At 62.0% G+C, this 25,012-nt stretch carries 22 protein-coding genes; 9 read left to right on the top strand and 13 right to left on the bottom strand.

The annotated features are described in order from the left end of the window. The first annotated feature begins 27 nt into the window (after positions 1–27). The 3 genes from VGG47_RS01055 to chrA all read left to right on the top strand — a co-directional run bounded on the left by VGG47_RS01055 (position 28) and on the right by chrA (position 2,104). Positions 28–390: a phosphoribosyl-ATP diphosphatase gene (locus VGG47_RS01055; protein ID WP_331535016.1), complete on the top strand. Its 363-nt coding sequence runs from the start codon at positions 28–30 to the stop codon at positions 388–390. A gap of 173 nt (positions 391–563) precedes the next feature. After that, a complete protein-coding gene (locus VGG47_RS01050) occupies positions 564–929 on the top strand; it encodes a histidine triad nucleotide-binding protein (RefSeq protein ID WP_331534999.1) in 366 nt (121 codons plus the stop codon). Beyond that, complete coding sequence (chrA, locus tag VGG47_RS01045) at positions 926–2,104, top strand: chromate efflux transporter (protein ID WP_331534998.1); 1,179 nt, start codon at positions 926–928, stop codon at positions 2,102–2,104. Before VGG47_RS01050 ends, chrA begins: the two co-directional genes overlap by 4 nt. 139 nt (positions 2,105–2,243) lie before the next feature. Here chrA and VGG47_RS01040 read toward each other — a convergent pair whose 3' ends face one another. Continuing rightward, the gene (locus VGG47_RS01040) at positions 2,244–3,464 is read right to left on the bottom strand and encodes a polyhydroxyalkanoate depolymerase (protein ID WP_331534997.1); all 1,221 of its coding nucleotides are present in this window, start codon (positions 3,462–3,464) and stop codon (positions 2,244–2,246) included. Between the two features lie 113 nt (positions 3,465–3,577). Between VGG47_RS01040 and VGG47_RS01035 the strand changes: the two genes are divergently transcribed. Beyond that, on the top strand, positions 3,578–4,234 hold the full coding sequence (locus VGG47_RS01035; RefSeq protein WP_331534996.1) for a glutathione S-transferase: 657 nt from the start codon (positions 3,578–3,580) through the stop codon (positions 4,232–4,234). Between the two features lie 80 nt (positions 4,235–4,314). Here the strand turns inward: VGG47_RS01035 and VGG47_RS01030 are convergent, their stop codons facing one another. From VGG47_RS01030 to VGG47_RS01020, 3 genes are all read right to left on the bottom strand, one after another. After that, entirely contained in the window at positions 4,315–4,758 is a 444-nt protein-coding gene (locus VGG47_RS01030; RefSeq protein ID WP_331534995.1) for a cupin domain-containing protein, read from the bottom strand. A 233-nt stretch (positions 4,759–4,991) separates the two neighbouring features. Beyond that, a complete protein-coding gene (locus VGG47_RS01025) occupies positions 4,992–7,391 on the bottom strand; it encodes an FtsK/SpoIIIE family DNA translocase (RefSeq protein ID WP_331534994.1) in 2,400 nt (799 codons plus the stop codon). A gap of 204 nt (positions 7,392–7,595) precedes the next feature. Beyond that, positions 7,596–8,966, bottom strand: a complete 1,371-nt coding sequence (locus VGG47_RS01020; RefSeq protein WP_331534993.1) for an ammonium transporter — start codon at positions 8,964–8,966, stop codon at positions 7,596–7,598. A gap of 308 nt (positions 8,967–9,274) precedes the next feature. Here VGG47_RS01020 and VGG47_RS01015 point away from each other — a divergent pair, with 308 nt between their 5' ends. Beyond that, on the top strand, positions 9,275–10,462 hold the full coding sequence (locus VGG47_RS01015; protein ID WP_331535015.1) for a UbiH/UbiF/VisC/COQ6 family ubiquinone biosynthesis hydroxylase: 1,188 nt from the start codon (positions 9,275–9,277) through the stop codon (positions 10,460–10,462). A 144-nt stretch (positions 10,463–10,606) separates the two neighbouring features. Here the strand turns inward: VGG47_RS01015 and VGG47_RS01010 are convergent, their stop codons facing one another. The 6 genes from VGG47_RS01010 to cysK all read right to left on the bottom strand — a co-directional run bounded on the left by VGG47_RS01010 (position 10,607) and on the right by cysK (position 17,034). Next, positions 10,607–12,385, bottom strand: coding sequence for a transglycosylase domain-containing protein (locus VGG47_RS01010; protein ID WP_331534992.1), 1,779 nt, complete (start codon positions 12,383–12,385; stop codon positions 10,607–10,609). 527 nt (positions 12,386–12,912) lie between these two features. Continuing rightward, a complete protein-coding gene (gene pqqE / locus VGG47_RS01005; RefSeq protein WP_331534991.1) occupies positions 12,913–13,995 on the bottom strand; it encodes a pyrroloquinoline quinone biosynthesis protein PqqE in 1,083 nt (360 codons plus the stop codon). Beyond that, positions 13,992–14,267: a pyrroloquinoline quinone biosynthesis peptide chaperone PqqD gene (pqqD, locus tag VGG47_RS01000; protein WP_331534990.1), complete on the bottom strand. Its 276-nt coding sequence runs from the start codon at positions 14,265–14,267 to the stop codon at positions 13,992–13,994. Before pqqD ends, pqqE begins: the two co-directional genes overlap by 4 nt. Beyond that, positions 14,264–15,016 carry a pyrroloquinoline-quinone synthase PqqC gene (pqqC, locus tag VGG47_RS00995; protein ID WP_331535014.1) on the bottom strand — a complete coding sequence of 251 codons (753 nt, stop codon included), beginning with the start codon at positions 15,014–15,016 and terminating at the stop codon, positions 14,264–14,266. The genes pqqD and pqqC overlap by 4 nt, the downstream gene beginning before the upstream one ends. Further along, positions 15,013–15,942 (bottom strand): pyrroloquinoline quinone biosynthesis protein PqqB, encoded by a 930-nt coding sequence (gene pqqB, locus VGG47_RS00990; protein ID WP_331534989.1) that lies wholly within the window; start codon positions 15,940–15,942, stop codon positions 15,013–15,015. The genes pqqC and pqqB overlap by 4 nt, the downstream gene beginning before the upstream one ends. A gap of 177 nt (positions 15,943–16,119) precedes the next feature. Continuing rightward, on the bottom strand, positions 16,120–17,034 hold the full coding sequence (gene cysK / locus VGG47_RS00985; RefSeq protein ID WP_331534988.1) for a cysteine synthase A: 915 nt from the start codon (positions 17,032–17,034) through the stop codon (positions 16,120–16,122). 313 nt (positions 17,035–17,347) lie between these two features. Between cysK and VGG47_RS00980 the strand changes: the two genes are divergently transcribed. The 4 genes from VGG47_RS00980 to VGG47_RS00965 all read left to right on the top strand — a co-directional run bounded on the left by VGG47_RS00980 (position 17,348) and on the right by VGG47_RS00965 (position 21,056). Continuing rightward, entirely contained in the window at positions 17,348–17,782 is a 435-nt protein-coding gene (locus VGG47_RS00980) for a CBS domain-containing protein (RefSeq protein ID WP_331534987.1), read from the top strand. A gap of 390 nt (positions 17,783–18,172) precedes the next feature. Next, entirely contained in the window at positions 18,173–19,393 is a 1,221-nt protein-coding gene (hemA, locus tag VGG47_RS00975) for a 5-aminolevulinate synthase (protein ID WP_331534986.1), read from the top strand. A 3-nt stretch (positions 19,394–19,396) separates the two neighbouring features. After that, on the top strand, positions 19,397–20,173 hold the full coding sequence (locus VGG47_RS00970; RefSeq protein WP_331534985.1) for an SDR family oxidoreductase: 777 nt from the start codon (positions 19,397–19,399) through the stop codon (positions 20,171–20,173). Positions 20,174–20,471: 298 nt separating this feature from the next. Further along, a complete protein-coding gene (locus VGG47_RS00965; protein ID WP_331534984.1) occupies positions 20,472–21,056 on the top strand; it encodes an acetate uptake transporter in 585 nt (194 codons plus the stop codon). A gap of 202 nt (positions 21,057–21,258) precedes the next feature. On the opposite strand, the gene VGG47_RS00960 is transcribed toward VGG47_RS00965, so the two are convergent. The 3 genes from VGG47_RS00960 to infB all read right to left on the bottom strand — a co-directional run. Continuing rightward, positions 21,259–22,242 (bottom strand): L-threonylcarbamoyladenylate synthase, encoded by a 984-nt coding sequence (locus VGG47_RS00960; protein ID WP_331535013.1) that lies wholly within the window; start codon positions 22,240–22,242, stop codon positions 21,259–21,261. Between the two features lie 164 nt (positions 22,243–22,406). Next, positions 22,407–22,832, bottom strand: a complete 426-nt coding sequence (gene rbfA / locus VGG47_RS00955) for a 30S ribosome-binding factor RbfA (RefSeq protein WP_331534983.1) — start codon at positions 22,830–22,832, stop codon at positions 22,407–22,409. Then, positions 22,807–25,012, bottom strand: a 2,206-nt coding sequence (gene infB / locus VGG47_RS00950; protein WP_331534982.1) for a translation initiation factor IF-2, incomplete at its 5' end; no start/stop codon positions are given. The genes infB and rbfA, both read right to left, overlap by 26 nt.

The following is a 25,012-nucleotide window of genomic DNA, read 5'->3' as shown; positions in this document are numbered from 1 at the left end:
ATCGAACAAACCGTGGAAGTTGCCGACATGAACCGGACCGACGAGACGCTGCCCGCGGATGCACTTGTGCTGGACCGCCTGTGGGCCACGGTGCTGTCGCGCAAGGACGCCTCTCCCGAAGAGAGCCACTCGGCGCGGCTGCTCTCACGCGGAACGGCCAAGGTCGCGCAGAAATTCGGCGAAGAGGCCGTGGAATGCCTGATCGAGGCGGTCGCCGGCCGGCAGAGCGCCTTGGTCTCGGAAAGTGCCGATGTGCTCTATCACTTGATGGTCCTGTGGGTCGACGCCGGCGTGCGGCCGGAACAGGTCTGGATGGAGCTGGAGCGGCGCGAAGGCGTGAGCGGCATCGCCGAAAAGGCGTCGCGTACAGCGACGAAGAAGATTCCTTAGGCAAGCCAAGGAAAGACTACTTTTTGTGAACAAAAAGTAGCAAAAAAACTTTGTTATGCTGGGCCATGGGCGTTGTCGACGACAACGCCCATGGCCCAGCATAACAAAAATTTTTGCGCCGCTTTTTTAAAAGCGGCCGCTTCCTTCTCTCCGCGTAAACGAAAGGGTGGAACATGACGGCGTATGACGACAGCAATATTTTCGCGCGCATTCTGCGCGGCGAGATTCCCTGTGAGCGTCTTTATGAAGATGAGTTCGCACTCGCCTTTCCCGACATCAGGCCACAGGCGCCGCGCCATGTGCTGGTGATTCCGAAGGGCAAATACGTGTCGATCACGGATTTCGGCGCCAAGGCCACGGCTGAAGAAATCACGGGCTTTTTCCGGGCGGTTTCGCTGGTGGCGGAAAAAGTGGGCGTAGCTGGGAGCGGCTATCGCATGATCGCGAATGCCGGCCCTGACAGTCGCCAGGAAGTGCCGCACTTCCATGTGCATATTCTCGGTGGCCGCAACCTGGGAACGCTGCTCGTCACCCCATGAGCCAACAAGGCAGTGCGGGCGAAGTTCTGCGTGCCTTTTTCCTGCTCGGGATCAGCTCGTTCGGCGGGCCGATCGCCCATCTTGGCTATTTCCGGCGTGAGTTTGTCGACCGGCGCCGTTGGGTCAGCGAAGAGGAATACGCCAATCTGCTGGCGCTGTGCCAGTTCCTGCCGGGACCGGCTTCCAGCCAAGTGGGGTTTTGTCTCGGGCTGCAGCGCGCCGGCTGGCTGGGCGGACTAGCCGCCTGGTGCGGCTTCACGCTGCCATCGGCTTTGTTGATGTTCCTGGCCGGCCATTGGGCCGCCGCGCTGCAGAGCCATCCGATCACCAGGGGCGCCTTGCACGGCTTGCAGCTCGCGGCCGTCGCCGTGGTTGCTCAGGCGGTGTGGCTGATGGCGCGCAGCCTCTGCCCGGACTTGGCCCGGCGAATCACGGCCCTGCTGGCCACTGGCATCGCTTTGGCGCTGCCCGGCACGACAGGCCAGCTCCTTGTCCTGATATTCGGCACGCTCTTTGGGCTGACATTCCTGCCGGCACCGCCCGCCTTGTCTCAAGCGCCTGGGCCCGGAAAAATCCGGCGGACCGCGTCTATCCTGATCGCTACGATCTTCCTGGCCCTCCTTTTGGTGGCGTTTCTGGCGCCCAAAACCGGCTGGCTCGCTCTGTTCGCCGCCTTTTATCGGGCCGGTGCGTTGGTGTTCGGCGGCGGCCACGTGGTCTTGCCGTTGCTAAAGGACGCTGTTGTCACACCGGGCTGGATTTCTCCTTCTTTGTTCCTGGCCGGGTACGGCGCCGCACAGGCCCTGCCCGGCCCGCTCTTCACCGTTGCAGCCTTCTTTGGCACGATCGCATCGGTCGGGCCGGAGGGTGCTCTGGGGGCTGCCATCGCCACCATCGCCATTTTTCTCCCCGGCCTGCTGCTGGCCGCCGCCTGCCTGCCCTACTGGCAGGCGATCCGGCACCATCCGAGGATCGCCGCCGCCTTGAAAGGCGTTAACGCGGCGGTGGTGGGATTGTTGGTCGCCGCCCTGGTCAATCTGCTGCAGTTGCACGCCATTTTAGCGCTTCAGGATCTCGGCCTGCTGATCGCAGCGCTACTCCTCCTGACCCTGCTGCGCACGCCGCCGATCATTGTCGTGCTGCTTTGCGCTGCTTGCGGCGCTGCGCTCGGGTAAGCAAAGGAAGGACTACTTTTTGTGAACAAAAAGTAGCAAAAAAACTTTATTAATCTGGGCCATGGGCTTTATCGGGACAACGCCCATGGCCCAGCATAGCAAAAAATTTTGCGCCGCTTTTTTAAAAGCGGCTACTTTCTTACGTGCTGAACTGAATCACCTCGCGCACCCGCGGATAGATTTCGTTGGTCCAACGCGATCCGGAAAAAACGCCGTAATGGCCCACGCCCGTTTGCACGTGATGGCGCTTGAGCGCGGGACGGAGGTTCGAGCACAGGTCCAAGGCCGCCGCGGTCTGTCCGAGGCCACAGATATCATCGCGCTCGCCTTCGACGGTGAACAGGAAGGTCTTTTTGACCATTTCCGGCCGCACCGGACGGCCGCGATATTTCAAGTCCCCCTTGGCCAGCTCGTGATCCATGAAAATACGCTTGACGGTTTCAAGGTAGAATTCGGCCGGAAGATCCATGACCGCGAGATATTCGTCATAAAAAGCGCGATGCATTTCAGCGGCCGCCTTGTCGCCCGCCGCCAGCGAGCGGAGCTGCCGGAAATGCGCGCTGACATGCTTGTCGAGATTCATGGAGACGAAAGCCGACAGCTGGATAAATCCGGGATAGACCCGACGTCCGGCGCCGCGGAAACGCCACGGGACGACACCGATCATGCGATTTTCGAACCAGGAAATATCCTTGGTCTTCGCGAGCTTGTTCACCTTGGTGGGATTGCGCCGAGTATCGATGGGGCCGGCCATCAACGTCATGCTGCGTGGCGTCGCCGGGTTGTTGTCTTCCGACATGATGGCGACAGCCGCCAAAACCGCGACCGCAGGCTGACAGACCCCTAAGACATGGCTGCGCGGTCCTAAAAATTCCAGAAATTTGATCACATGTTCGACATATTCATCGAAACCGAAGCGCCCGGCTTCGACCGGCATATCGCGCGCATTATGCCAGTCCGTGATGTAGACATCGTGGTCCTGCAGCAGCGTTTCCGCTGTGCTGCGCAACAAGGTGGCGAAATGGCCGGACATGGGGGCAACGAGCAGAACCTTTGGTTGCGCGCGATCCGTATCCTTCTTGAAATGGATCAGGCTGGCGAAAGGCGTTGCCAGGACGGTTTCATCCTTGACGCTAACAAGCTTGTTGCCCACCGTGACATCGTTGATCACATAAGCGGGGCGTTTATGGGTAATCCCGGAATAGCCGAACACGTCGAGCGCCGCTGTCAGATGGCGCAGCATGACGCCGTAAGGCTGGGTTGGCGTCACGCTTCTCAACAGCGTACTGCTGTTGCGGGCCATCATTCGCAACGGATCCAGAAAGTCCGCCTGGGCCTGGTAGAAGTCGTAAATCATCATTCAATCCCTTAGGCGAATGTGGTATCGCCGAATCCAGGAAGTCAGCTGTTCACAGTATTGTGCATCGCGTCTAGTGCAAAAAGTACAACACTTCATAAAAAGGAAGGGTGATTATGACAGAAGCGACGCTGCTGATCAGCAGCAAGAACTATTCCTCCTGGTCGTTGCGCGGGTATCTTCTGGCCAAGCTTTCGAGAATCGACTTCGTCGAGGAGAAGGTCTCTCCCGATGACGCCAGGGCCCGGGAAGAATTGCTGATGCGCACATCCTCGATTCTCGTGCCTTGCCTCATTCACGGCGAGGTTACGGTCTGGGATACGATTGCGATCGCCGAATACCTCAATGAAATGTTTCCCGAGGCGCAGATGCTGCCGAGCGAAAAGGTGGCGCGGGCGCGCTGCCGGTCGATCTCCGGCGAAATGCATTCCGGCTTTGCCGCTTTGCGTTCCTCGCTGCCGATGAATTTGCGCTTCCGCAAGCCGGGTTTCACCGTCTGGTCCTCGGCTCAGGCGGACATCGACCGAATCACGTCGGTTTGGCGGGAATGCCTGACGACGTGGAAAGGGCCTTTTCTGTTCGGGAAGATCCCGACGATCGCCGATGCGATGTACGCACCGGTGGTGACGCGCTTCTTGAGCTATGACGTCACGATCGGTCCGGTTTGCCAGGATTACGCCAGCACCATCATGACTTGGGAACCGATGCGCCAGTGGGTCGCCGATGCCAAAACGGAGCCGCAGGAGATCATCGAACTCGACGTGGATTTCTAAACGCCGGGTTTCTAAGCGCTGGTTTGCTACGCGCCGCGGCGGCCGGAAAAGCGGCCGCTGCGCACGACCGGCTCGACGCGCTATTTCGGTAATGCGGTCCATGGCGTCGGTGGCGGCACAGCGCATGGCCCCTCGGCATCAACGGTCCGGAAATCGGCAGGGGCAATAATCTCGATATATTCCATGTCGGGCGAGTAATCGAACAGGTAGTGGACGATGCCCGGCTGCTGGTGAACGCAATCACCGGCGGCAACCAGGTGCTCCTTGTCATTATACAGGAAGCGGGCCCAGCCTTTTTGCATGATGACTATGTGGAAGTCCGCGATATGGCGATGCCATCCGGTCCCGTGCTCCGGCGGACGTTGCGGATTGGCCTTCACGAGCTGACAAAGAACGCGCCCGCCGGTCGCCTTGTCGACCCCGAGGTCGCGATACAGAAAGAAATCCCGCAACCCATCGGTGCGCCACGGCGTATCGCCGGGCTTGATGTGCGAAAACAAATTCACGGCTGCTTTATCGAGCATATTTCTTGCTCCGCCTGGACTTATTAACCGAGATTGATGGCACGAATCAGCGGTTTCAGCTAGCTTTTTTTTGCAACGCACCAAAAAATGAACAAGGAAGGCTTCTTTTTGTGAACAAAAAGAAGCAAAAAAACTTTATTTATACTGGGTCATGGGCGTTGTCAGTGACAACGCCCATGACCCAGTATAGTCAAAAGTTTTTGCGCCGCTTTTTTCAAAAAGCGGCTGCTTACTTATTCCTCCCGCTCCGAGCGGACCAAAACATCGCGTTTGCCGACATGATTGGCGGGACTCACGACGCCATCCTTTTCCATCTGCTCGATCAGCTTGGCGGCGCGGTTATAACCGATCTGCAGATGGCGCTGAATGAACGAGGTGCTGGCCTTGCCCTCGCGGGCAACAAGGGCGACGGCCTGATCGTAGAGGGCGTTCTCACCGTTAGTATTGCCGCCGATCGAAGCCGACATTGCCGGCGCCTCGTCTTCCACCGGCTCGGTCACTTCATCGAGATAAGCCGGCTCGCCCTGCTCCCGGAGGAAGGCGACCACCGCCTCGACCTCCTGATCGGAAACGAAGGGGCCGTGCACACGGGTGATCCGCCCGCCGCCCGCCATGTAAAGCAGGTCGCCCTGCCCCAGCAGCTGTTCGGCACCCTGCTCGCCGAGGATCGTCCGGCTGTCGAATTTCGAGATCACCTGGAAGCTGATGCGGGTCGGGAAGTTCGCCTTGATCGTGCCGGTGATGACGTCGACCGAGGGGCGCTGGGTCGCCATGATCACGTGGATCCCGGCGGCGCGGGCCATCTGCGCGAGGCGCTGGACAGCGATCTCGATCTCCTTGCCGGCCACCATCATGAGATCCGCCATCTCGTCGATGAAGACGACGATGAACGGCAAGGGTTCGAGCGCCAGAGGCTGGTCTTCGAAGACCGGCTTACCGGTTTCCGAATCGAAGCCGGTTTGCACGCGCCTTGTCACCACCTCGCCGCGGTCGCGCGCCTCGTTCACCCGCTCGTTATAACCGGCGATGTTGCGCACCGAGAGCTGACTCATGGAGCGATAACGCCGCTCCATCTCGCGCACCACCCATTTGAGCGCCGCCACCGCCTTGGCCGGCTCGGTGACGACCGGGGCCATGAGATGCGGGATGCCGTCATAGACGGAGAGTTCGAGCATCTTCGGGTCGATGAGGATCAGGCGGCACTGTTCCGGCGACAGCCGGTACAGCAGACTCATGATCATCGCATTGACGCCGACCGATTTGCCGGAACCGGTGGTGCCGGCGATCAGCAGATGCGGCATGCGCGCCAAATCGGCGATGATCGGCGCGCCGGAAATATCCTTGCCCAGTGCGAGGGTGAGTTTCGAGCTCTGGCTCTCCCAGATCTCCGCCCCGAGAAGCTCGGACAGGAAAACAGTTTCCCGCTTCGCATTCGGCACTTCGATGCCGATCACATTGCGGCCCGAAACGGTGGCGATGCGCACGGCGACGACCGAGAGTGAGCGGGCGATATCGTCAGCCAGCCCCACGACTCGGGCCGAGCGGATGCCGGGCGCCGGCTCCAGCTCGTACAGCGTGACCACGGGGCCCGGCCGGATTTCGACAATCTTTCCCTGCACGCCGTAATCCTGGAGAACGTTCTCGAGGAGACGCGCATTGTTCTCGAGCGACTCCGGCGAAGGGCCGGTGGCGTTGCGCGCCGGCGCCGTGCGCAGCAGATCGAGCGAGGGAAAATTCCAGCCGGCGTCAAGCAGAGGCAAGCGTTCCTGGCGGGGCGGCGCCTTCTTGGTCTGCAACACCGCTTTGATCGAAGGCGCGCTCTTCGGCAGCGGCGCTTGCATCATCGGCGCGTTATCCTCGTCCGCCGCTTGGCCCCCTCGGCCCTGCGGCAGGCTCGGCACCCAAGCCCGGCCCGGGGCCTCCTCAGCGGCGCGCTCCGACGCGCTCTGCAGCAACGGCGTGATCCAGGAGGACACGGCCTCGGCGCCGCGCCGGCTGTGACTGACGGAGGCCTTTGCGACAGAGGCGGCCTTGCGTCCGCCCGAGCGCCATTCGCCGGGCGTAAACCCCAGCGCGAATCCAAAGCTGCCGAACGCCAGAACCAGCGTCACCACCATCATCAAACCGCTGCCGATCCGCCCCAGGATGGAACTGCTCAAGCTGACGAACAGGCCAGACAGGACCGTTCCCGCCGCGCCGCCGATCCCGGCCGGCGCCGGCCAGGCAACCGGAGGTCCGGGAATGATGGCGAGCGCCATCGCCAGTGCGGCAGCCAATAACGGCATCGACAAACCGCCCAGGACGATTCGGGTCTTCAGGTACCCGACCTCGCCACGGGTTCCCAGACGATAACTCCACGCCAGCAGAACCAACGGCGGAATCAGGCCGGCCACGCCAAACCCCTGCAGCGCCAGATCCGCGAGGATCGCCCCCGCCGCCCCCGCCAAATTCGTCACCGGCAGATCGCTCGCCGTGTCGAAGGACGGATCGTGGGGATTGTAGGAGATGAGCGCGAGGCACAGGGCCAAGCCGGCCAACGCGCAAAAAAGAGCCGAAAGCTCGGAAAACCGGCGACGGAACTGCGCCCGGATCGCTGGAGAGATGAACCGTCGGGCTTCGAAATTTACCGGCATGGCCGACGTTATACGTGGGAGGTATCTGATTTCAAAATAGATTATTGGAGGCGCTAGCCCGCAGGAAGAAAGCGGCCGCTTTTTGAAAAAAGCGGCGCAAAAACTTCTTCTCCGCTGGGCCATGGGCGGTGTCGACGACAACGCCCATGGCCCAGAGGCGCAAAAGGCTACTTTTTGTTCACAAAAAGTAGCCTTCCCTTTCTTTTAGTCGCCCATCACCGGGATCTTCTGGCCGTCTGCGAAGATCGCATAGGCTTCTTCGCCATGGATGGCGTCGTCGCCGATCATCATGACCTCGTCATCCGCACGCAGCGACACGAACAGGCCAATGACCTTGAGAATGACGAACGTGCCAACGACGTTGATGGCGATGATGAAGGCCGCGCCATAGATCTGCAGCAGAACCTGGTGCGGGTTGCCGAAGAGGGCACCGGTGACGTTCACCGAGCTGTCCTTGCCTGTTGCGTAGTATTCGATCATGCCGGGGTCGGCCAGAATGCCGGTGCCGATGCCGCCGACAAGTGCCGCCACGCCATGGGTGTGGAACACACCCAGGACATCATCGACCTTGCGGAACAGCCAGGTCTTGCCGAGCAAGTTCCAGGTCATCCAGGGCACGATGCCGGCAGCGATCCCGAGGACGATCGCCTCGGCGCCGTTGATATAGCCCGCCGCCGGGGTGATGGCGACGAGACCAGCGATCATGCCGTTCACCGCACCCAGCACGGAGGGCTTATTGTAGGCGATCACGTCCAGCACGGTCCAGCACAGCAGAGCGGCCGCGGTGGCGACGTTGGTGTTCAGCACCGCAGCACCAGCGTCGGCGTTCGCGAAATACGGATCGCCGCCGTTGAAGCCGTCCCAGCCAAGCCACAGGATGCCGGCGCCGACCAAGGTGATCAGCAGGTTATTCGGCTGGAAGTTTTCACGGTCACGCGCCAAGCGCGGGCCGATCACAGCAGCCGCGGTGAAGCCGGAAGCCGCGGCGGTCAAGTGAATGACGTAACCACCGGAATAGTCGACCACGCCCATCGAGCCAAGCCAGCCGCCAGCCCAGAGGGAAAAGGCGCCGATCGGGTAGACGATGCTCATCCATACGGGGACGAAAATCATCCACGCCTTGAAATTCATGCGGGCGAGAATGGAGCCCTGCATAATGATCACCGTAATGGCGGCGAACACGAACTGGAAGAACACCATCGTGGCCATCGGGAAGCCGATGGCAGGCATGCCGGCGGCGGCGGCAGGAATGACCGCTTCCTTGGTTTCATTCCAGGCGGAAGTGATCTGCCCGGGATGGCCGAGCCAGGCATTGCCGCCGGTGCCCGGCATCACCAGCCAAGGTTTGCCAAAGGCCATATTGTAGGACCAGAGCACCCAGACCAGCAGCACCGCCGCAAAGGCATAGAATGCCATGAAGGCGGAGTTGATCGCCCATTTTTTCTTGACGATGCCGCCATACAGCACCACGAGGCCCGGCACGCTCTGCAGGCCAACGAAAGTCGCCGCCGTAAGCTGCCAGGCGTTATCGCCTGTATCAAGCCAATTGCCTGGTAGTGCAGGAACTATTGTCATTGTCACGTCTCCATCATGCCGCAGCCGCGTGTTGAACAAACATGCGCCGTATCGCGAAAGCCAGGCTGCATTGGGATCATCCAAGCATCTTCCGTGCCAACTTTACGAAATCTTTATTCGGGGCCCGGAACGCATTGCGCGCCGTCCATGAGGCCGCAACTGCTCAATTCAAGGATCAACCCCAGCTTATTTCTTAGGCATATCTGCTTCGGAGCCATCCCGGCGGACACCGCACAACAGGATTGCCGGATCCCGCCGGCACGCCCCCGAAACTTGGCGCGATCGCCGCGCTCTGTCACATTGCGCCCATGCAGAGTCACCATGACATAGCGATTATCGGCGCCGGTCCCGTGGGCGGGGCATTGGCATGCGCCCTGGCGGTACGCGGCTGGCGCGTGGCCTTGGTCGACAAGGCAGCACTGCCCCCGATGGAGCATCCGGATTTCGATGGCCGGGCCTATGCGATCGCAGCCGGCTCCAAGCGCCTGCTCGACGCCGCCGGATTATGGGACGCCCTGCCCTTCCCGCCCTGCCCGATTTTTGACATCGCCGTCACCGATGGCCAGGCCGGACGCAAGGCGTCGCCGTTGCGCCTGCATTTTGACCACCGGGCGGTCGGCGACGACCCTTTCGGCTGGATCATCGAGGCACGGTCATTGCGCGTCGCACTCAACCGCCGCCTGCATGAGCATAAAAATATTCTGCTCCGCGCCCCTTCCGAAGCGTCGGTCGTGCGGAACACTGACGGGGTCCGCGTCAGCCTCGACAGCGGCGAGGTGATCGAGGCCCGTCTTGTGGTGGCGGCCGATGGGCGCAACAGCTTGCTGCGGGCCCAGGCGGGAATTCCCGTGACGCGGCTGGTCTACGGACAATCGGCCGTGGTGTGCGCGGTGGCGCATGAAAAGCCGCATCAGGGCGTGGCGCTGGAGCATTTCTTGCCCGGCGGGCCGTTCGCGCAGCTGCCGATGAGCGGCAATGAGCAGCACGAACATGTGTCCGCCATCGTGTTCACCGACCGCCACGACGTCGTCAAACGCCTCGGCTTGCTGGACGATGCGCGGTTTACGCGGGAAGTGGCCAAGCGGCTGGGCGACCATCTGGGCAAAATCACCCTGGTGGGGCGGCGCTGGACGTATCCGCTCTCGGCCATGCATGCGGCACGGTACTTCGATACACGGCTGGCCCTGATCGGCGACGCGGCGCACGGCGTGCACCCTATCGCCGGGCAAGGGCTGAACCTGGGCCTGCAGGACGCGCTGGCCTTGATCGACGTGCTGCAGGACGCGCCGGACCCGGGCGAACGGGCGCTGCTGGCCGCGTACCAGGCGGCGCGACGCCCCGCGAACCTGACCATGCTGGCCGCGACCGACGCGCTGGACCGGCTGTTCTCGACGAACAACCCGGCGATCCGGCTGGTGCGCGATCTCGGCCTGGCCGCGGTCGACCGCATGCCGCGCCTGAAACGGCGCTTCATGCTGACCGCGATGGGGCGGTAGAAGGAAGAAGCCGCTTTTTAAAAAAAGCGGCGCAAAAACTTCTTTTATGCTGGGTCATGGGCGTTGTCGGCGACAATGCCCATGACCCAAATTAACAAAGTTTTTTTGCTACTTTTTGTTCACAAAAAGTAGCCTTCCCTTCGCTTACCCTTGGCCTGCTAAGCTGACCGCGATGGCTTTGAAAACGGCGGCGGGGACGGTGCCGCCGTAGACGCTTTTCATCGGCGTGTCGTTGTCATTGCCGACCCACACGGCGATGATGTCGGGTCCCGCGTCACCCACGAACCAGGCGTCCCGGTAATCCTGCGTGGTTCCGGTCTTACCCGCCGTGTAGAGGCCGGGGACGAACGCGCCGGTGCCGGTACCGTTCAACACCACGGCGCGCATCATGGCGGCAATATCGCCCGCCTGATCGGGGGCGATGACCGGAACCGGCGGCGGCACGGCGTAAGGAGCGCCATTGATGGCCGTGACGCCGTAGGGCGTGACGCGATTGCCGCCGTTGAAAAACGTGGCGTAGGCGCCGGCGAGTTGCATGACGCCAACCCCGCCGGTCCCGAGCGCCATGGTCACGTCGTCGGGAAAATGATCGTCGAGGCCAAGCAACCGCGCCAGGGCGATCACCCGGCGCGGGCCGCCGGCGCGCAAGAGGATGCGAATGGCGACGGTGTTCATCGAATCGGAAAGCGCCTCCGTCATGGTCACGTCGCCATGATAGACCCGCTCGTCGTCCCGCGGATCGTAGCCGCGAAAATAGAGCGGCGCATCCAGGACCTTGTCATCCGGTGACATGCCAGCACGCAGGCCCGCGAGCCAGACGATCGGCTTGATGGCGGAGCCGGTCTGCCGACGCGCGAGCACCGCGCGGTCATAACCATCGCGGTCTCCGACCCCGCCGACCAACGCCCGCACGGCGCCGGTCTTGGCATCCAGCACGACCACCGCCCCCTGCTGGATGCGCAGCGTCGTGCCATGTGCCGCGATGGCGGAGGTCAGGGCCGCCTCGGCAACGCTCTGCAGCCGCGGGTCCAGAGTGGTGGTGAGCGACACGTCCTGCCCCTCAGGGATGGCGCCGCCGTCATGCTGCATGACCCAGAGCGCGAACCAGGAGCCCTGCGAGCGCGGAACAGCGGCTTGACCAAGCTGCTGCTCGGCATTGTTCTCCTGGTCCAACGTGATGCGTTGGGTGGCCACCATGGCATTCAGCACCTCGCGCGCCCGATCGGCGGCGGCGCGCGGGTCAGCCAGCGGATTCAGGCTTGAAGGGGCTTGCGGCAACCCGGCGAGGATCGCCGCCTGGGCGAGCGTGAGCTGCGCCGCAGGAACGCCAAAATACAGCTGGGCGGCGGCATCGACGCCGTACGCCCCCTCACCGAGATAGACCCGGTTCAGATAGATGCCGAGGATCTCCTGCTTCGTATAATGGCGGGTGAGCCAGAGGCTGAGCAGGGCTTCCTGGATTTTTCGCCGCAGGGAGCGCTGATCCGTCAGGAAGAGTGTTTTGGCCACCTGCTGGGTGAGGGTCGAACCGCCTTGCACGACGCGACGGTGAACCAGGTCCGATAGGGACGCGCGTGCGATGCCTTGCAGGTCGAAGGCGCCGTGATCGTAGAACCGGCGGTCTTCGATGGCGATGAAAGCGCCGGGCACATAGGGCGGCAGGTCGCCCGGAAGGACGACGCGGCCGGCGACATCGCCGAAGCGGGCGGCCAGATGACCCGACAGGTCGAACAGACGAATCGCCGGCCGCCGGGGCGAGGTGAGCGCGTGCGCGGGGCTCGGCATGTCCCACGTAAAATACAGCAGCGCCAGCGCGATCGCGACCGCGCTCCAGATACCACCGATGACCGCATAGCGGAGGACGAGGCCCAGGGTCCGCAACCATGGGGGCGTTTTTACGGGGATGGATTTGCGGCGAGCCATGGCTTCTGCTGCCAACCGCCCCGCAATCGCGTCAATGGCGGTTCACGGCATTGGCGAATGAAAAAGGAGGCCTTATACACCGGCAGCGTGCGGGTGTGGCGGAATGGTAGACGCACCGGACTTAGAAGTGACGTTGAGTGCCCACCGGGAAACCAGTGGAGCAGAACTGCTCAAAGTCGGGGGAACCTGTTAAATGGCAATCCCGAGCCAAGCCCGGCGACGGGAAGGTGTAGAGACTAGACGGGCAGCACCTACGGCCAAGCGCTATGGTGAAGGGATAGTCCAGACCACGAACCGGCCGGCACATGCTGCGCTGGCCCGGGCGGCGAAAGCCGTAGTGGTACGAAAATCCGTTGGGCCCTGGGCCCGTGGGGGTTCAACTCCCCCCACCCGCACCATGATCAAGGAAGCAGCCGCTTTTTGAAAAAAGCGGCGCAAAAACTTTTTGTTATGCTGGGTCATGGGCTGTGTCGGCGACAACGCCCATGGCCAGACTAACAAAGTTTTTTTGTAGCCTTCTCTTCTGCTTAAAACCGCCGATAGATAAAATCATGAGTGTCGGCCTTCGCCTCGGCCTGCGCCATCGCAGTCATCTGCGCATGGTGGGATGAAAAACGGCAGACCGGATCGGTTGCCGCTGCGTTGCCCGTTATGGCCAGCGCCTGGCACCGGCAACCGCCCCAGTCTATTTCCCGCATGGCGCATGAAGCGCAGGGTTCTTCCATCCAGCCCGTACCGCGAAACCGCGTGAAGGCCTCGCCATGTTCCCAAATATCCCGCAATCCGCGTTCCCCTATTTTGTCGAACACGAGGCCGGGAATGGTCTCCGCGGCATGGCATGGCAGGACGCGTCCGTCAGGCGCGATGTTAAGCATCTTCTGCCCCCATCCCCCCATGCATGTTTTGGGAAAGTCTGCGTAATAGTCGGGAACAACATAGTCGATGACGAGCCGCCCCTGGAGACTTCGGCGGCGTTCGGCAACAAGGCGATCGGCTTCCTCGAACTGCTCCCGCGTCGGCATGAGCGCTGCGCGATTGCGGAACGCCCAGCCATGATACTGCACATGCGCAACCTCCAGCCGGTCTGCGCCGAGTGCCACGGCAAGATCGATGATGGCGGGTAGTTCTTCCAGGTTCTGGCGATGCATGACGGCATTGATGGTCAACGACATGCCCGCTTGCGGCACCATGCGCGCAATGCTCAGCTTCTTGTCATGGCCTTGCCTGTAATGACCGATACGATCGGCCGTTTCCGCTTTCGCGCCCTGAATGCTCACCTGCACATGGCCGAGCCCCGCTGCCGCCAGCTCTTGCAGTTTCGCCTCACTCAGCAGGACGGCTGACGTGATCAAATTGGCGTAGATCCCCCGCGCGGTCGCGTGCGCCACCAGTTGCGGCAAATCCTGGCGCAGCGTTGGTTCGCCACCTGAGAAATGCATCTGCAGCACGCCCAGATCGGCGGCTTCATCGATCACCCGCAACCAGAATTCCGTATCCCGCTCTTGCCCGGCTTTGAGCATTTCGACAGGGTTGGAACAATAGGGACATTGCAGCGGGCAACGATGCGTCAACTCCGCCATCAGCGCCAGCGGGGGAGAGATCGAATTCATGACTGGATCAGCCCCTTGTCGAGCAGCTCCTGCAGGAACGCCAAGACATCGCCCTCGATGTTTTCCGCCGGCGTCGCAAAGCGCGCCGACAAACGCAGGGTGATTTCCTCGACGGAAGAAACGGCATCGCATTCCGACACAATCGCATCTCCGACGTCATCCAGCATGATGACCCGTTCAGGCGCCATAAGGACTTGGGTATTCCTGGCTTTGTCGAAATGCCGACGCACCCCGCGTTTGAGTGCGGGGACTGATGTGCGCGTGAGGGTCACCGCGCGACGGACTCCGCCGGGGCTTGCTCAAGAAACGCGCCATGGGGAATATGCCCCGGCGCGACATAGGCGGCATACAAAGCATCCAGTTGCGCCCAAAGAACATCGCATTTGAAGCGCAACGCCTTAAGAACAAGATCCTGCTCCGCGCGCGTACTTGCATGCTCGATGACATAATTCAGCGCAAAATCGGCATCGCGCGGCGCCTGATGAAGCCTGGCATTGAAATAGGCCAAGGTCTCCCGCGATACGAAATCATAATGCGCCAACATCCCGGCCACGCGCTCGGCGATGATGTCAGGCGAAAACAGCTCGGTCAGAGAGGACGCAACCGCTTCGAGCAAGCTGCGCTCGCGAACAAAATTCACATAGGCGTCGACCGCGAAGCGGGTCGCGGGAAGAATTCCTTCCGTCGATTCCACATAGGCCGCCTCCAGCCCTACCCCTGTCGCCAAGCGCAGCCATCGTGCGATCCCACCGTCGCCCGGTTGCTCACCGTCATGGTCAACCAGACGCTGCCGCCAGATCCGCCGATCGTCGGCGTTGGGCAGCCGGGCCATGAGGATGGCATCCTTTTTCGGAATAGAACTCTGATAATAATATCGATTCAGGGCCCAAGCCTGAACCTGAGGCTGCGAGCAGGCCCCCGCATGCAGCATGCGATGAAACGGGTGATGATTGTGGTAATGACGCGCGCCGATATCACGCAGCGCCCGCTCCATCTCGTCTTTTGTTAATTTTTCTATCATATAATTATTTCCATCCCATCCCAAGCAATTTCCCACCCGTTGTCACGTACTGTCTCCGCCTCAGAGGAATCGTCGCACAGAATCGGGTTTGTATTATTGATATGAATGTATATTTTACGCCCGATTTTCGCCCCTGCAAAGGCCGCCAGGCTGCCATCCGTCCCGGAGATGCTGACATGGCCCATCCGCGCCCCCGTCTTCGTCCCCACGCCCGCTTCGACCATTTCATCGTCCCGCCATAAGGTGCCATCGAAAAACAGGACATCCGAAGCCTCGAAGCTGCGCACCATCGCGGCCGTCGCCTGGGCGCAGCCGGGAACAAACAAAAGCGTACGACCTGAACCATCCCGGACACGCAGGCCAACCACCGCGTGAGCGTTGACCAGCTCGGCCAAATCCCTCCCTTGTTCCTGATATAAGGGGATTTTTCCAGGAACCGGGAAAGTTTCGAGCCACAGGCCAAGCGGTTCATCCGCGACATCACGCAGCTCAACGACACTGTTTTCTGTAAATTTTTGGAATTTTACCAGATTTTGGTCCAAAACCGAAAAGACCTGATTGGCATGCAGGATTTTTTCGACAAAAGGCGGCGCATAGACGATGAATTCGTGCCCCTCACGCAAAGACAAAAGACCGGCAATGCAGTCGATATCTCCCCCCGAAAGAATGACGGCCTTGACCGGCGAACCGCGCGCGCCAGTCGCATCGCCGGGGTGCAACACAGGCGTCGCGCGCAATTGCGCCGGCAGGTCAGGACTGGCGTTCAGCAACACCCAACGCTCGCCGTCCGCACTCACCGCCAGCGAAGCCTGGGTACGGGGCCTTACCGCCGGATCGCCTTCGCGCGCCCGACGGCAATTGTCACATCGGCAGTTCCATTGCGGAAAGCCCCCACCAGCCGCGGCCCCCAGCACTTTGATATGCAAGATCGACCTCCTGGGCGCGCTCAGCCCGTTAAGCCAAGGAGAAGACTACTTTTTGTGAACAAAAAGTAGCAAAAAACTTTGTTATGCTGGCCCATGGGCGACGTCGGCGACAACGCCCCAGGCCCAGCATAGCCAGAAGTTTTTGCGCCGCTTTTTTTAAAAAGCGGCTACTTTCTTTTATGCCGGCAAAAAGTCCGGCACCGATAAATAGCGTTCGCCTGTATCGTAATTGAACCCGAGAATTCTCGCGCTCGGCCCCAGATCCGGAAGCTTTTTGGCAATCGCCGCCAAGGTCGCCCCCGACGACACCCCGACCAGAAGCCCCTCTTCGCGGGCCGAACGCCGCGCGAATTCTCGCGCCTCTTCCGCCTCGACCTGAATGACTCCCGTCAGGACATCCACATGCAAATTTTTCGGCACAAATCCGGCACCGATGCCCTGGATCGGGTGCGGCCCAGGAGCGCCGCCGGAAATAACCGGCGAAAGGCTCGGCTCAACCGCGAACACTTGAAGCTTCGGCCAATGTTTCCGCAGCACCTCGGCACAGCCGGTGATATGGCCGCCGGTGCCAACACCGGTAATCAGAACGTCGAGCCCCTCTGGAAAATCCTCGAGAATTTCCTGCGCCGTGGTGCGGGCGTGCACCTCGATATTGGCCGGATTTTCGAACTGCTGCGGGATCCAGGCGCCTGGCATTTGTTGGGCCAATTCCTGGGCACGCTCGATGGCCCCCTTCATGCCTTTTTCCTTCGGCGTCAGATCGAAGGTGGCGCCGTAGGCCTGCATCAGCCGGCGACGCTCGACCGACATCGACTCAGGCATGACGAGAATCAGCTTATAGCCTTTCACCGCCGCCACCAGAGCCAGGCCGATTCCCGTATTTCCCGATGTCGGCTCAATGATGAGCCCGCCTGGCCGGAGCAGACCCTCAGCTTCAGCGGCTTCGACCATCGACAAGGCAATACGGTCTTTGATCGACCCACCGGGATTGTTGCGTTCGGACTTGATCCAAACTTCGGTCCCTGGAAACATCCGGCTCAGCCGAATATGCGGCGTCTTTCCAATTGTTTCCAACACATAGTCAGCTCTCATCAGATTCTCCTCAATACAACGGTCCGTTGATCAGGCGCAGGCAAGCGCAAGTGAAGACTACTTTTTGTGCACAAAAAGTAGCAAAAAAACTTTATTATGCTGGGTCATGGGCTTTGTCGCCTGCAACGCCCATGACCCAGCATAGCCAAAAGTTTTTGCGCCGCTTTTTTCAAAAAGCGGCTGCTTTCCTCACGCTAAGGTGCACCCTGACATATACGGAATCTTTAACGCCTCCGGGCGAGAAAAGGTTTGCTTCGCCCCCTTCACTCCTTACATACTGACCATAACAACCGAAAATCAGGAGGATGCCGACATGACCTTGAAAGCCATCCTGGCCAACAAAGCACCGGGTTTCTTAGCAGTTCCCCCCGAAATGAAAATCAGCGGCGTGATCAGCGTGCTGGCAGAAAAACGCATCGGCGCCGTGCTGGTCGTCACCACGGAGGGAGAGCTGGTTGGCATCCTTAGCGAGCGTGACATTGTGCGCTACCTCGCCAGCCGCGCCGCGGACACCTTCGCCATGACGGCAGCGGCACTGATGACCCCGCACCCGACCACCGCCACGCCGTCGACCACCGTCGCTCAGGCAATGGAGATCATGACCGACGGGCATTTTCGGCATCTGCCGGTGGTCGAGAACGGCCGCCTTATCGGGGTGGTAAGCATCGGCGACGTCGTGAAAGCCCGCATCGACCAGAGCGAGCATGAGGTCGAAAGCCTGCGCACCTATGTCGGCGGCAAGGTCTGAACGATTCAGAGACAGGAAAACGGGGTAAAACTTCTACGACGCTGGGCCATGGGCTTCGCCAGCGACAACGCCCATGACCCAAATTAATAAAGTTTTTTGCTACTTTTTGTTCACAAAAAGTAGCCTTCCTTTCGCGTGCCTTAGGTATGCCGTGGTATCACGCCACCCCTGCTGCGCTCATGCCAGCCATTGATCTAGCTCATTGACTTGCGCCGCCGCTGGGCGTTTTCCTATAGGCGGATCCTTTGAAATGGCGCCGCCTTGCCGCGCCTTTCCGAAGGATTCGAGGTCAAATTAACACGTTAGCGCATGGCGCCTGTCTCTACCGTTGCTTTTTCGAGCGGTACGCCGCAGATCGCCAGGCCTAACCAGCTTGGTTTACGGTCGAACATGCACAAGTTCCTTGCCAAATGTGACGAAGCTCTCGCCGAAATTTCCGCCCAGGGGCGTTACCGCCGCTTCGTGGCGCTAGAGAAACTCGCCGACCGTTTCCCCTATTATTCCGTCACCATGGAGGGCAAGACCCGGGACATCCTGGTCTGGTCGGCCAACGATTACCTCGCCATGGGCACCGACCCGGTGGTCATCGAGGCCGCGATCGACGCCGCCCGCCGCATGGGGGCGGGCGCCGGCGGCACCCGCAACATCGCAGGCTCCTCGCCGATACATGTGGCGCTGGAGGAAGAACTGGCCGACCTGCACGGCAAGGACGCGGCCCTGCTCTTCACCTCCGGCTATGTCTCCAACCAGGCCTCGCTCACCGCGATTCTCAACTCCCTGCCCGACTGGCACGTGTTCTCCGACGCGCAGAATCACAATTCCATGATCGTCGGCATCAAGGGCGCGAAAAACCCGACGGTGCACATCTTCAAGCACAACGACATGGCGGATCTGGAACGCCTGCTCGCCGCCGCCCCCGCCGACGCGCCGAAGCTGATCGCTTTCGAGAGCGTCTATTCCATGGACGGCGACATCGCCCCGCTGCACGAAATCTGCGACCTCGCGGAAAAATACAACGCCATCACCTATCTGGACGAGGTGCACGCGGTCGGCATGTACGGCGCACATGGCGGCGGCGTCTCGGAGCGTGACGGCGTGGCGCACCGCATCACCATCATCGAGGGCACGCTCGCCAAGGCATATGGCTGCCATGGCGGCTACATCGCCGCCGATTTCAAGGTCTGCGACTATATCCGTTCGTTCGCCGCCGGCTTCATTTTCACCACCGCTCTGCCGCCGCCCACCGTCGCCGCGGCCCTCGCCTCGGTCCGCACCCTGAAGGCCGATAATGCGCGCCGCGCACTTCTCTTCGACCGCGCCGAGACCCTGAAGCAAAAGTTCAAGGCGGCCGGCCTGCCGGTGATGGACAGCACCAGCCACATCGTCCCGCTGATGATCGGCGACGCCGCGAAGGCCACCGCAGTGTCGATGCGCCTGATCCGCGAGTTCGGCATGTATGCCACGCCGATCAACTACCCGACCGTGGCGCGCGGCACCGAGCGCCTGCGCTTCACCCCCGGTCCGAAACACACCGACGCGATGATGGACGGGTTGGTTGCCGCCCTGCAGACGATCCTGCTCGGCACAGCAGCCACCACAGTGCCGGTCTAGGCCATGGATCTCGGACTGGCGCACAAAACCGCCCTCGTCACGGGCGGCTCGAAGGGCATCGGCCTGGCCTGCGCCAAGGCCCTGCTCGCCGAAGGCGTGCGCGTGGCAATCGCCTCGCGCAGCCAGGAGAATGTCGACAAGGCGCTGGCGGAACTACCGGGCGCGGTTGGCTTCACCGCCGACCTGACCGACGCGCACGAGGCCGCCGCCCTGGTCACCAAGGCCGAGGCGGCGCTCGGCCCGCTCGACATCCTCGTCAACAGCGCCGGTGCGGCCCGCCGCACCCCGCCGGACGAACTCACCCCGGCGGCTTGGCATGCCGCCATGGACGCCAAATATTTCAGCTACATCCATGTCATCGACCCGGTGATCAAACTGATGGCGGCGCGCGGAAGCGGCGTGATCGTCAACGTCATCGGCAATGGCGGCAAAGTCGCCGCCGCGGTGCACATTGCCGGCGGTGCCGCCAACGCCGCACTGATGCTGGCCACCGCCGGACTCGGCCATGCCTATGCCGCGCAAGGCGTGCGCGTGGTCGGGCTTAATCCCGGCCTCACCGAAACCAGCCGCGTCACCGAGGGGTTCGCCTCCACCGCACGGCTGGAACAGATCAGCATCGAACAGGCCCGCAGCGACGCCATTAGCCGCATCCCGATGGGCCGCATGGCCTCGCCCGAGGACCTCGCCAACGCCACCTTGTTCCTGGCCTCCGACAAAGCCAGCTACATCACCGGCGTCACGGTGACCATGGACGGCGCGCAAAGCCCGGTCGTGCTGTAGGCGAGTGAAGGAAGGCTACTTTTTGTGAACAAAAAGTAGCAAAAAAACTTTGCTAAACTGGGCCATGGGCGTTGTCGGCGACAACGCCCATGGCGGCCGCTTCCCTCCATCTGAAAAGCGCCAAATCTTAGGACCTTTTTATATTTTATTTACCCAATTTCGAAAATCTGCGATAATTCAGTCTGGAGGGGAGCAAAAAATTCCCGCCACGGTCACGCCTTGAACCACAAGAACTGAACGAGGAAACCCGAACGACAGCGGCACAATAAGCCGTGATGATCGTCCGAAGGAGGAACAAATGAAACTCGCCAACCCGGCCCCGCTCGGGCTATTCGGTTTCGCCACTACCACCTGGCTGCTCAGCATGGTCAATGCCGGCTGGCTGCCCGCCACCACGGTGCCCATCGTGCTCGCCATGGCCTTCGCCTTCGGCGGCACCGCGCAGTTCGCCGCCGGCCTGATGGAAATGGTCAAAGGCAACAGCTTCGGCTTCATCGCCTTCTGCAGTTACGGCGCCTTCTGGTGGAGTTTCGCCCTCTTCGTGAGATTCTTCGCCGTCGGTGTCCCCGCCGCCGCCGTGGGCTGGTACCTGCTGGTCTGGGGGGCGTTCACCTTCGCCATGTGGCTCGCCAGCTTCGCGCTCAACCGCGCGGTGTTCCTGGTGTTCCTGGCGCTGTGGATCACCTTCTTCCTGCTCGGCCTGTCCCCGCTGCTGGGCGCGCCTGCACTCACCACGCTCGGCGGCTATACCGGGCTGCTCACCGCTCTGTTCGCTTTCTACCTGGCAGCGGCGGAGATCATCAACGAAGCCCATGGCCGCACCCTCCTGCCAGTCGGCGTGCCCACCGTGCGCCTGGCAACGTCGGCCCATCCGGCCGAATAAGGCTTCAATACAATATGTGAATACCGTCCGGGGGCCTCGCGCCCCCGGAGCCGTATGAGAGCAAAGAAAAGACTACTTTTTGTGAACAAAAAGTAGCAAAAAAACTTTGTTAATTTGGGCCATGGGCGTTGCCGGCGACAACGCCCATGGCCCAGCATAAAAGAAGTTTTTGCGCCGCTTTTTTCAAAAAGCGGCTTCTTTCTTATAAGTCCCGCGGCGCGGCGGCGCGGTCCAGCCGGTCGTTGATGGCGAGCCCCAGACCGCTTTCCGGCACACTCATGGCGGCGATCCGGCGCAGCCCCAGGCCCGGCGCCTGCGCGTCCAGCCAGTGCAGCCCCTCGAACAATCTTGCCGCCGCCTCTGCCAGATTTTTGCTTGCTGAGAGCTGGAACACGAGTTTTGCGTCCGGCAACGGCGGCCCGAACGCCAGCAGCGCCTCATCCGCGGCCAAAATCTCCGCGCGCAGCCGCACCGGCAGCGCCGGCGCGTAATGGGAGACCAGCATGCCCGGCGAACGCAGTGCGCGGCCGGCCGCGGTTTGCTCGATCGGCACGCCCCGCTGCACCGGCCCAATCACCGCCTCCAGCGCCTCCAGCGCCGCCCCGCCCGGCCGGAGCAAAACCGGCGTCCCGGTGGAAAGGTCGAGCACCGTCGATTCAACCCCGACGCGGCACGGGCCGCAATCGAGCACAGCGGCGATCCGCCCCTGCAACCCCGCCAGCACATGCGCTGCCGTGGTCGGGCTGATCTGCCCGGAACGATTCGCCGACGGCGCCGCCACCGGAAGGTCGACCTCGCGCAACAGACTGGCTGCCAGGGGATGCGCTGGGACCCTCACCGCCAGCGTCTCCAACCCCGCCCCGGCCAGCAGCGCCACCCGGCAATCCGCCCGGCGCGGCAGCACCAAAGTCAGCGGCCCCGGCCAGAATTCCGCTGCCAATTTGCGCGCGGCGTCGTTCGCCTCCACATCGGCGAACGCCGCCTCAGCACTGGCGTAATGGCAGATCAGAGGATTGAATTGCGGCCGTCCCTTGGCCTCGAAAATCGCCGCCACCGCCCTGGCATTGGTCGCATCCGCGCCGAGCCCATAAACCGTCTCGGTGCCGAAGGCGACCAGCTCTCCGGCCGCGAGCAAGCGGGCCGCTTGGGTGATGTTCTGGTCCGTAGCGGCGAGACACAGCGTCATGACACGCTGACGCAAAAAGGAAGGCTTCTTTTTGTGAACAAAAAGAAGCAAAAAAACTTTGCTAATTTGGGCCATGGGCTTTGTCGCCGACCACGCCCATGCCCCAGCATAACAAAAGTTTTTGCGCCGCTTTTTTTAAAAAGCAGCTTCTTTCCTTGCATGCCCTAACGGTCCGGCGTTTTGTCGTCCGTCTCCGGCCCGAGATCCCGCGCCACTTCCGGCCGATGCAGCAGCTTGTTGATCCGGGTCGCCTCGTCCAACGCCTCGTCGGCGGAGAATTTGATGTCCGGCGTCACCCGCAGGCCCAGCTTCGGGGCCAGCTGCGCACGCAGGAACGGCGAGACCCGCGTCAGCGCCGGCAGCAGCGGCCGCACATCCCGGTTGCCGAGCTGTGTGATGAAAATCAGCGCGTGCTTAAGGTCCGGCGACATCCGTACTTCGGAGATCGTCAGATGCGCCCGTGCCAGCGCCGGGTCGTGGAACTCCGTGCGCAGCAGAATATCTGCTAGCGCGTGACGGATTTCCTCACCGACCCGAAGCTGCCGCTGGCTCGGCCCTTTCGGCTCAGGGCGCGACGATTTCGGTTTCATAGCATTCCACCACGTCGCCAACCTGCAGATCCTGGAACCCAGCGAAGGACAGGCCGCATTCATAGCCGCGCGCCACTTCCTTCACATCGTCCTTGAACCGCTTCAGCTGCGAAAGCTCGCCCTGATGGATCACCACGTTGTCGCGCAGCAGGCGCACGCCGGCGCCGCGCTTGACCAGGCCCTCGGTGACATAGCTGCCGCCGACCTTGCCGGTCTTGGTGATGTTGAACACCTGGCGGATTTCCGCATAACCCAGGAATTTCTCGCGATGGACCGGTGCCAGCTTGCCCTTGACCAGCTTCTCGATGTCGTCCGCCACCTCGTAGATGATCGAGTAGTAGCGGATATCCACGCCGTCACGATGCGCCAGCTCGCGCGCCTGCGTATTGGCGCGGACATTGAAGCCGATGACGAGGGCGTCGGACGCCTTGGCCAGCTGCACGTCGCTCTCGGTGATCTGGCCGACCCCCGAATACAGCACGCGCACGCGCACCTCTTCGTTGCCGAGCTTGGTCACGGTCACGCCGATCGCCTCGGCAGAGCCCTGCACGTCGGCCTTGACGACGACCGCCACTTCCTTCTGCGCGCCGGCCTGGATGCGTGCCAGCATCTCTTCCATCGTGCCACGCCCGGCGGTCTGCGCCGCGGCCTGACGCTCGCGCAGCTTCTGCTGGCGGTACTCGACGATTTCGCGTGCCCGCACATCGCTCTCGACCACGACGAACGGATCGCCCGCGGTCGGCGCCGCCGACAGGCCGAGGATCTCCACCGGAGTCGACGGCAAAGCCAGCTTCACCGCTTTGCCCTTGTCGTCCTGCATGGCGCGCACACGGCCCCATTGCGCGCCGGCGACGACGATGTCGCCCGCATGCAGCGTGCCCTTCTGCACCAGCACGGTCGCCACCGGGCCACGGCCGCGATCCAGCCGGCTTTCGATCACCGCACCTTCCGCCGAACGGCTCGGATTGGCGCGCAGCTCGAGCACTTCCGCCTGCAGCAGAATGGCTTCTTCGAGCTTGTCCAGACCGGTCTTCTTCAGCGCCGAGACTTCCACATCCTGGGTCTCGCCGCCCATCTCTTCGACCACGATCTCGTGCTGCAGCAGTTCCTGGCGCACCCGGTTGGGGTTGGCGCCCGGCCGGTCGATCTTGTTCACCGCCACGATCAGCGGCACGTTCGCGGCCTTGGCGTGTTTGATCGCCTCGATGGTCTGCGGCATCACGCCGTCATCGGCGGCCACGACCAGCACGACGATATCCGTCACCCCGGCGCCGCGCGCCCGCATGGCGGTGAACGCCTCATGGCCGGGCGTGTCCAAAAACGTGATCTGCGCGCCGGATGGCAACGTCACCTGATACGCGCCGATATGCTGGGTAATCCCGCCCGCCTCGCGTGCCGCCACATCGGTGTGGCGCAGCGCATCCAGCAGGCTGGTTTTACCATGATCGACATGGCCCATGATGGTGACCACGGGCGGGCGCACCAGCAATTCGGTATCGGTATCCGTCTCGCCCTCAAGGCCGATTTCCACATGGGAATCCGAGACCCGGCGGGCGCGGTGGCCAAACTCGTTGATCACCAGTTCGGCGGTATCGGCATCGATGGTCTGCGTGATGTTGGACATCACGCCGAGCTTCATCAACGTCTTCACGACCTCATTGCCGCGCGCCGCCATACGGTTGGCGAGCTCCTGCACGGTAATGGTGTCCGGCAGAATAACTTCGCGGACCACTTTCACGCCATCGGCGCGCAGCAGTTCCAGCTCGGCCTGGCGGCGCTCACGCTCACGCTGGCGGCGCACCGAGGCCAGGCTGCGGACTTTCTCATCCTCGCCTTCCAAAGCGGCCTGCACATCGATCTTGCCGGCACGGCGGCGATCGTCGCCGATCTTCTTTGGCGCCACGACCGGCGCGCCGCGCTTAGGTGCTACGCCCACGCTCGGCCGCTTCACGCCACGCGGGGCTTCATCTTCCTCATCGGCGCGCACGCCGGGGCGTCCGCCGGGCTTCAACTGCAAGGTTTCGCGCGCCGCCGCGTTGGCTGGCGTCGCGGTCGCCGGACGGGCGGCGTTCGGCGCTGTTGCCGTGGCAGGTGCGGTGCTCTTGGCCTGCACGGGCTCGGCGACCGGCGCCTCGGCGATGATTTCGGGTTCCGGCTCGGGCTCGGGCTCGACCACTTCG

Origin of the sequence: Acidocella sp. (assembly GCF_036489515.1) — a bacterium.
GTDB lineage: Bacteria > Pseudomonadota > Alphaproteobacteria > Acetobacterales > Acetobacteraceae > Acidocella.
The sequence above is the reverse complement of the archived record's forward strand: the minus strand, read 5'-3'. Positions and strand labels throughout refer to the sequence as shown.